At 53.7% G+C, this 10,035-nt stretch carries 1 protein-coding gene (only partly in view); it reads right to left on the reverse strand.

Features of this window, described 5'->3' with window-relative positions:
• Positions 1–9,987 carry the 5' end (the start) of an S-layer homology domain-containing protein gene (locus AC15IQ_RS14155; protein WP_483179946.1) on the reverse strand. It extends 17,427 nt beyond the left edge of the window, so only the first 9,987 of its 27,414 coding nucleotides appear in the window; it begins with the start codon at positions 9,985–9,987; the stop codon falls past the left edge of the window.
• Positions 9,988–10,035 lie beyond the last annotated feature (48 nt).

A 10,035-nucleotide genomic window follows, 5' to 3' on the forward strand; every position in this document is an offset into this window, starting at 1 on the left:
TTCATCGCTGACGGCCTTAACATCAATGTTGCCGCCTGCCGAGACATTGCCGCCTAATTCGGCCTTGACTTCATTCATAAATATTAGTACACTGCCGCCGAGTCCGACTGAAACACTGCTGCCGGCACTGAAAGTGACCGCCACCAGGTAGAGATCATCGGAAGAGTCAGCCGATACAGATATGTTTCTGGTTGCTATGGTGCTGCCACCAGTTCCGATGCCAGCGTTCACGTCCTTGTCAAACACCAGGGTGACTATGGTGGCCCCTACCCCGGTGGAACCGGATATGGCTACTGCTCCGCCAAAGTTGTAAATAGTTGAAGAATCAGCAGCTTCTATATATATGTCTCCTGGAGATGATTCCTCGTCTTCCGAACCGTCTCCGTCTTTATCGTCTGAAGGCGAAGTGCCTGATCGCATCCGGGCGTTGTTGCCCACATGGGCATTTACCTTGTTCATCACCACCATGGTGTCGATCACCCCGGACACCGCTGCCGAAGAAGCCCCGCTCGCTCCGATGCCGAGCATGAGGATCTGTTCTGAGCCCTGGGCGCTGATTATTATGCCCTTGCGCCGGTTCTGACGATTGGGTGTGAGGATGCCGGCTTCGCTGCCTGTCGCCAGGGCGTAAGCAGTTACATCGGTGTTATTCCCGGCGGTGGCGTTGACCTCGTTTCTTAAAACAGCGGTCACTATGGTGGCGCCTACCCCGGCCCCACCTGAAATAGAAGCATTGGCAGCTGCCAGATATACGTTGCTGACATGGTCGGCTACGATACCCACCGAGTCATAGGATGTAATCTTGCTGTGATCCCCCAGCGATGAATTGGTCTTGTTTTGCGCTACCGTGGTCTGGATATTGCCACTTATCGCCGTTGACGATGGCGAAATCCCGCCCGCAGCAGTGATAACCAGCGTCCAATCCTTGGAAAGAGCCTGGATGACCACGCTGCCGCTTCTGGAAATGATCACCGTTCCAAGACCGGTCTTGGCCTCGGTGAGGCGGTTGAATACATTAACGCTAATTGTGGCGCCAACTGCTGCGCCCGAACCGGAGAATGCCACACCAGCCAGAACGGTCACCATTTTTGAATCGCTTGCGGCTTTGATATTTACATCGCCGTCGGCTGTGATCTTGGCATAGTCTCCAACTGCAGCAATGCTCTTGGAGTTTGTGACCAGTACGTTTACAGTCCCGGCTACCGCAGTACCCTGAGCAGCCCCTGAGGCTGACATCAGGACACTGATCAGTTTCTCTATATTAGAGGAAGATATAGTCACTTCCCCGCCACTGGTTATCTCTGCGTATTCACCCAGCAGCGCCTGGGCCATATTTCCGGTTACTATAACCGCTACGGTACCGCCAGCGGCTACACCAGAACTGGAGCTGGCATCTGCCGCCACCGAAGCTGAGACCAGCAAGAGGTAGGCATCATTAGCAGCCTGGATGGCTACATCGCCGGCAGCATCAATTACCGATCTGTTTCCGACCATTGCCAGGACTTCATTTTCGGATACGATGACAGTCAGCCCGCCGCCGACTGTAGCGCCAGAACTGCTTCCTCCAGTCTTGACTGCAGCGGCTACCGTGATCGACCAGGCATCAAGGTTTGATTTGGCAGTGATGTTCACATCACCCAGGTCTACATTTATTGAGCCGTCTGCACCGATAGAAGCTGTCACCTGGTCATTATTGGTGATTACCGCGACATTCAGTCCGACACCGGCGGTGGCAGAGGATACTGAAAGTGCACCTCCGATGATGCGGGCATTGTTTTCCGATGAAGCTGTTATATTGAGATCTCCGGAGGTAAGGGTTATGTTGGCCTGGTCGCCTATGGTGGCGGCAGTCTGGCTGTTCAAAAACAGCATCGATACTGAGCCAGCCATAGCCAGTTTGCTGTCAGAGCCACCCACGATGGTTCCTGCTGCTGCTGAGGCATAGTAGTTGACGCTGCCTAGAAAACTGGTAAGCTGAGCGATATCCACCAGGTCTTCGGCTTTAACATTCATAGTGACTCCAAACTTGTCTTGACCGGTTCCATTGGTGGTCACATTTATGATACCTTCTTGTCCGGGTTGGGCATCGGCAGTGAAGAGGTCGGAGGTTTCAAAGGGCAGGCCCCAGTCGCTGATCGTGACCGGGAGCTTTTCAGCGTTCATGGTGAAAGACCTGGCGGTTACTTCTACGTCGTTACCCACGATCACCAGAACTTTATTTTCCGCGTACAAGAGGGCGAAAGCGGCGCCCACTCCAACGGTGGTTCCTTTGGAAAGAACCGCTGCCAGGGCTGCTGCCGAAAGTTTGGATTTGTCAGTGGCTTCGAGGTTGATATGACCGTTCAGAGCCTTGAGGACCGAACCGTCCACAACTATTACACTGCTTTCCCCTTGGGCTACCATGATGGCCAGTGACCCGGCCACCCCGGCCTTGCCGCCGGAGCCGGAAACGCTGCCAGAGATTCCCAGAGCCCCATATTTGCCTCGGTAGACACCGTCCATATTCTGGGTCAGTTCAGCATCCGCGGTTATATCTCCATCGGTTGCGGTAAGGTTGCCATCGATGGCAACCCGGGAAGCATTCTTGTTTACTGAAACCGCTACCCCGGCCCCGATGGAATTGCTGTTCTGCATAAGAGTGGCGGCAACACCGGTGCTTACCGTGCTGAAGTTTCCATTGTTGACTGTAAGGACATCAATAGCTTGGGCGGAAAGGCTGCCCTTGATGCTGGTCAGGGCCTCATGCTGGGTGACATTGACGCCGACCGCTGCGGCTACGTGAACCTTCTGGCTGTTTTGCGACGAGGAATCGGTATTTCCCCCTGAAAGCGCGCCACCGATGGTGCTGCCGGTGGTGGCATTATTGCCGCCAGGGGCAGTGCTGCTGCTGCCGCTGGCGGTCTCATTTATGATGCCGGTCAAATCGTCATTATTCGCTGATGACGAGGCTTCATTGGTGGAAGTGGTGGAAGCGTTCTGGGCGTGCAGGGCATTGGTAGACACCGGCAACCCAGGATCGACTTCTGATCCTTGCGAGCTCCCGGTGCTGCTTAATCTACCGCTGATCAGCGATGAGGTATTATTACCAGCGGTACTAGTCGAGGTGCCATTGGCATTATTTCTCTTCAGATTCTGGAAGGATCGGAATTTGCCCAGGTAGCGGTCCAGATCCGCCCCCATGGCAACCGCCAAGGCATTGGCATCGTCTTCATCATATGTTGCTGCAGCCAGTTTGGCTTTGCCGTTAATGGTACCATGACCTGCAAAGCTGGATAGCACTGTGGAGAGGGCGATATTGACCGCCACTGCCGCGCCCACTGAAGTCTCATTGCCGACCGCAAATCCGCTGGCATTGGTCTCAGTCTCCCCGCTCTGCTTGGCATACAGGAAGAAGTTTACTTTTTCACCGCTTATATCGGTCTCAATGGTGTTATCGTCGGCGGTAGTGCTGATTCGGGAACCTTCACCCACATAAGCTTTGACATCGTTTTGAATCAGGGTTACCGCGACGGAAGCATCCACGGAAATATCCTTGGGGCTGGTAGTGGTGGTCGATCCAGAGCCAGATCCGGAACCGCTGCCAGCGGCAGCGCTGCGAGCCACCGGGTCTGATCCGGATACGCTGATGGTATCCACATCATTCCGGGCCATGGACGATATCTTAATACCAGCGGCATTCACCCGGCGATTGGTTCCAATCCCGGCATGAACGGTAAGATCGGCGATGCTCAGCGCAAAAGCTGCACCTACCCCAACCGATTTGCCCTGTGAACTGCCACCCGAAGTGCCTGCCGGATTAGAAGCCCCGTTATTAGTGGTTGTGCTGCCATTGGTAGCGGCTTTGTTCTTATCCGCCCTTCCTTTGGCATCAGCCGAGGAACTGGCGGTAGTATATACCTTCTGCGCTCCGTCGGCAGTTATTATGATGTCGCCAGTGATGTCTATGTCGGCACCGTCTGTGAGCGCGGTGCGGTCGGCTATGACCGCCTGAGTCAGCCCGTTTACCACTGAAATAGCCGCCGAACCAGCTACCCCCACATTGGAGGCCCCTACCCCGGAGATCGTTTGAGTTGATATCTTGTGGCCAACACCTTCCATTTCATCGTTGCTGCCCAGTAAAGCAGCCACGGTTTTGACCCCCAGGGCGATAATATTGTTGCGCTGCTGCGGATCCTTAAACTGTTGCAGGGTGGTTTCAAACTGTGAATAATTGTTTTTGACCAGGTCTGCGATTACTCCGGTATCAGTGATACCCTCGGCGATATAGGATATGGTCTCAGTAACTACTGCCTGGAAGTCTTCATCCACATTATCAGAGACATCAGTGCCGTCAATGGAGGCTCGCAGACGGGCGGTAATCACCTCAGCCAGGGTATCGGCCATTTCATCCAGGCTGGTGCCTTCCGGTAAGCTGATGCCTTTCTCAGTGATCAGTTTTTGGATATAGCTCTTTAGTGTCGTGCCTTCGCCTTCCAGTTCGGCGAGTACGCCATCGGCCAGGGTTTCTACGTTGAGGACTTCGAATAACTGGGCAAGCAGTCCCTCAAGGGCATCCTTGGCCTGTTTTTCATATATATCTGCAGAGACGATCAGACTCTTACCGCTCAGCCGGGAGTCGCCCACATAAGCGGTATTCTCATAGGTAACTATATTGATGGCAACAGCCACCCCTACTCCGGTAGTGGAGTTGGTAGCGGAGGCATTGGCCTTGATATCGGCATCGGTATCATTTTTGCTCTCGATGCGGATCTCGCCTTCCGACTCCACTGTGATCCCGTCGGCAATGACCGCCCTTGATGTGTTCTTCTGAATATTGAGCGTAAAGGTAGCGGCAATCTGCACGCTTCCTTCAGAGGTCTCCGCTTTCTGTCGGTTAGCAGTCAGACTCTGTACCGCACTGCCGGAAACATTTTGAGTCCCGGCCACATCGGCCATATTGGCTGCCGCCTGTGTATTGCCGTCGGCTATGGCATCAGCTTCTCCCTCGTTAAAGAGAGCGGCAAAATCCTCGCTGTAATCGTCGTCATCCTGTGGTGGCTCTCCACCTTCTTCAAACAGGTTTGCGATCCCATCATAGGGATCATCCGGGTCAGATTCCCCTGACCCCGAGCCATCGCCCGACGACCCCGAGGAATCATCATCCCCCGAACTGTCACCTGGACCGGATCCACCACCGGAACCTGAAGCGCCTGATGAAGTGCCACCCCCGCCGCTGCCTCCTGTTGGCGTCTTGCTGGTGGCTCCGCTGGCTCCCGCTTTACCATTTGCGGTGAGCCTGCTGACTGAATCGGCTTTCACTCTCACCTTTTTCGCCCTTACGCTGCGACCCAAGGTGGAGTTGGCACTATCATTGATAATATCTATGATAAATGTACCTCCGGCACCTACTCCCCCGCCTACTGCGGCCGCGTCAGCCAGAATGGTGCGGGTGATCTGGTTGGTTGCAAGAATATTGACATCGCCGCTGAACCTGAGTTTGGCGTCACCGCTATTAATACCACTGTTAGCATCAACATATATACCGGATATATCCAGTGCCAATACCGGCACAATGGCAGTCCCTCCAGATGCCCCGGCCTTGGCGGTCATTTTTTCGCTTCCTTTATATGATGCCGTCACATTCATGGCATCCAAAACCGTATCATCCGAAGCGCGGCGGATTGATACCCCATCGGCGATCTTGGCAAAGCTGTCCACACCGATAACCGCTATGGCGATGCCTGCCCCGATCCCGACCGAATCCGAGGCCGGGCTGCCGCCGGCGGTGGCCTTAGATTCTTTAGTGTCTGCTGATTTGCCTGCCGCATCAGCTACTGTGAGCAAAGCGCTCTTGGATACATTGGCGTTGAGATTGAGGCTGCCCCCGCTTAAGATGACGTCTTCATTAAGTACGGCACTGTTCTTGGCTTTTACCACATGGACTGTCAGTGCTCCGGCCAATCCCAGATCGGCAGCAGTGAAACCGGCTTTGGAAATAGCCGATGATGAAATGTTTCTGCTTGTTGCCGTAATATCCAATCCACCGGCTTCTATCGGGCCAGCAGCGGAATTGATATAAGCTTCATTATTATAGTTGACCACCGCCACTGCCACCCCTACACCTAAGGCCGTGCTGCCGGTGCGTCCAGTGGTGGATGTTGTCGGGGTGCCTGGTTCAAATGTAGCTCCCAGGCCAATTCTGGTTCCATCCAAGGCCGGCATAGGCATGGTGAACTGATAAACTCCGGCTGTGGTGGGCAGTATAACTGTGCTGCCGATTTTCAGTGTGTTGGCTTTTAGCCGGTAACCTTCAGCAGGGGTCACTTCCACAGTGAGTGTGGTTCCCACCTGTACTTGAGCTGACATCGGTCCATTGCCAGTATTAGAAACGATAGTGTTCCCTTCCCCATCCTTTACGGTGATGCTGCCGTTGGTAGTCGGATCCAGGTACAGTTCATTAGCAACGCCTTCAAAGTTGACGGTTACAGTGACATTGGCGGCCGGCATGGTCAAGCGGTACTGGTTGGTCTGTCCTTCAACCTGCTGTGCCACCAGACTGATCTGCTTCCCGGCTGCATCTGTATAGCTGACATTAACTTCTTTTACGGTATAACCGTCGTTAGGAGTAACATGGACGATTATGCTGTCCCCTTCATCTCCGTAAATGGGACCGGTATAGAATGTGCCTGCAGCTGCATTGACATTGCTGCTGGTTATGGTATATGCCTTGGGATCAAATGTGGCTCCTAAGGTAACACTACTGCCGTCAGCCGGCATAGTGAATGAATACACCCCGCCTACCGCTGTCAGGGCGGTGCCATTTAAGGTGATACTGCCTAGTTTATAGCCATCCGATATGTTCGGGGTGATAACGATAGTAGCGCCCGGGGTCTGGTCCGCTGCTTCGGTTTTGTCGATAGTCAGAAAACCGTTATGAGTGGTGGCAAAGGTTACATTACCCTGAGTGCGGCCGTCATAAGTCATGCCGGTATTGCCTGGAGTGGCACCGGGATTGGCTGCCCCAGTGGCGCCTTTGCTCGTTCTCTTGATGGGAGACCCGTCGGCCAGGGTTTCATCAACGATGGAGCCTATGGCCCTTACACTCAGTATTCCGCCGGCCTTGATGGTTCCAGTAGTATCAATAAAGGCCCGGTTGGTGTTTTCCGCATAAGTTACCGCCAATGCTCCCACCAGCTGTGTGCTGCTGGTGCTGCCTGTGGCGCCGCTGCCGGTGCTGCCTGCAGTACCGGTATTGACCAGGTCGTTTACCCCGCTGCTGCCGGTTGACCCCGAACCGTTGAGCCTGGAGGTAATGCCGGTCAAGCTGTCACTGCCGCGCTGGCCACTCTGGCCATTGCTGGCAGTAGTAGAGGACTGGTTCAAGAGGCTGCTGACTTTGGTTATCAGGTTATTTAATGAGAATGAGGTGCCACCATCGTCAGGGTTGGATGTGGCCTGGTTGCTGACCCGCTCGAAGGCCGAGGACTTTAATGTCAAACTGCCTGCGGCATCAGCAGCAGCCTGTTCAGTGATAGAGGCCGACACATTCTGGACCGCTACCGAGATGGCAAAGAAGCCGCCAGATTTTCCGGCGGTCTGAGATGGCGATCCGGAAGTTCCGCCACTATTGGCTGGCTTGGGTCCTGAAGCCGAGGTGGTGACATCAGTCCGACCATAGGCTGAAATAGTGATGTCACCTTCTGCATCCAGATCGGTATTACCCTTTATATCGACATGGGAGTTATTGACAACAGCGGAAACTGCCAGGGTGAAGGGAAGCAGCCCGGATACTGCGCTGGTTTCCAGAGAGACATCTGAATCGGCATTCAGTATTATCCCGCCCTGGGTGGCGTTCAGGCTGGCATTGCCGCTAGTGGTGATCCTGGCATCGGAAATCACCACTCCGACCGCCAGGGGTATGCCGAAAGCAGCCAGGTTGTCGTTCTGGGCTGAAACATTGACCAGCGAATCGGCCACCGCGCGTATGGCTGCTGCTTCAATAGCCCCTTTGATATCAATTTCTGCTTTGCCCACCTTAACCGCCACAAAGTTAATATTCAAGGTGTCTGCATATCCCGGACCAAACTTGGCGGTCAATTCTTCCAGGGTGGGGATAAGCGGTTTGGTTTGTTTGCTGCTGGCCTCCAGGTTCACGGTTTGGGCTGCATTGAGGCTGGCCGTTGCAGCAATCGTGATGACCGCGTCGCTGACGATATCGAACAAGCTGGCTTCCAGGGAATAATCATCAGCCTCGTCAGTCAGATCATTGTCCACAATCTCCAGGGCGTGACTGTCGGTGTTCTTCACTTTGATGGAGATGTTCTTGCCCTGTACCGCTCCGGTGATGGTGACCTGGCCCGACTGGTTGAGGCCGCTGTCAGCCCCTGAAATAACGATATTGACATTTGGGGTTATCACCGTACCCACGGTCACATCGCTGCCTTTTATTAATAGATTGGTCAGGAAAGTACCGCTGCCGGTGTTATTGGTGTAATTGACCGGGCCGTTGTCCCCATTGATGACATAATCGGTGAAGCTGGCAAATTCAGTACCGGCCTGCAGGTCATCAATATTTACGGTATGCTTGCCTATCAATTCATCGGTGACCGCCTCAACCCCGCTCATATTTACGGAAAATCCACTTTTCAGTCGGGAAATGGCTGCAGTGTCATTTAAAATGTCTATTTCCGCCAGGGTCTTCATCTCAACCAGATTGGCATTCCCGCTCAGATTGTTGTTATTATCTTCATAATCCTCCAGCTTGCCGGTCAGATTGGTGCGATCATAGGCGGCCCCGCCGTCGACCGTCACCTCCACACCGCGGAAACTACTGAAGGAGGCAGTAGTATGTACATTGATCAGATCATCACCAGCCCCGCCATTGATGGCGATAGTGGTGCCGGAAAGGTCGGTTGCAGCGGCCAGAGTTTTGGTTTGATCCATCATCTCTTGAATGATGGGGCTTAATAGGACCGTAGCCAGTCCCAATTCCATGCCCCCGTCAACAGTAATGGTATCTGCGCCGGCTCCGCCGTTGACGGTAAGATCAGTTGCGGAAAGATCCAGGGAAAACTCAGCCCCGGTGGGTGTGGTATTAGGCTCTTCGTCACCGGTAGTGGAGATGTCGGTGCCGTTGATCAAGGTGATGGTTATCTCGTCATCACCCTGGCCGCCGTTGACTATGACCTGCAGGTTGCCTCCATCGGATTCCCCCAAGGCCGCATTGATCACATCGGCTATCAGGCCTTCTCCTGTTTCAGTCAATTCTCCGGTATCCGCATCGAAGCCTTCACCCTTGGTGAGCGAAACAGTCGCGGTAGGGCTTTGCTTAACTGATAGATCGAGTACGTCATCACCTCCACCCAGATCTATGGTCACACTGTCGGTGACCCCATCCAGTTCGAGAGCGACTTCATCACCCAGAGAAGTGCCATAATATGTAACCTCATCGGTATTGGAAACCCTGACGTTGTTCCTCAATGACAGATAAATGCCTGCCAATAAAACATCGATGCCCTCGAAGTTCATGTCTCCTTCAACTTCTACCCCACCGGCAGAATTGGCATTAGCGGTTATTTCGCCAGTATCTTCATTCGTAGTATAGGCATCAGCAGCAATAATGCTAAACAGTATTTTATCAGCCGGGGTAGATGAGCCTTCGCCCGATTCACCGCTTTCGGGTGAAGGGATAACAATATTGATCCCGCCGGTATATACCCCATTGTTTACAATGATGGTAACATTGCTGGCAGCAGTGGCTTTGGCAGCCTCGATAGCCTGCTGTATGGCATTCTGAGTGGCATTGTTCTGGTAAACAGTCTCTTCGCTTCCTATTATATATGCGGATCCGCCCGGGATCTGATATTCTGGAACCGTTTCAGCTGGAGGTGTTGCCGTCCCTGCAGGGGTAGTGTCCCCCTCCCCGGGAGCACCCATCAGCATCAAGGTTTCGCTGCCGCTGCCCTCATTGCCTTCTTCAGAGGATGATCCCGTGGTCTCAAGCATCATTTCGCCGCTGTTACCATCATTGCCTGTATAGTTCCCGGTGCCGTATTC

Origin of the sequence: Syntrophomonas sp. DTU019 (genome assembly GCA_913757435.1) — a bacterium.
Classification (GTDB): Bacteria; Bacillota; Syntrophomonadia; order Syntrophomonadales; family Syntrophomonadaceae; genus DTU019.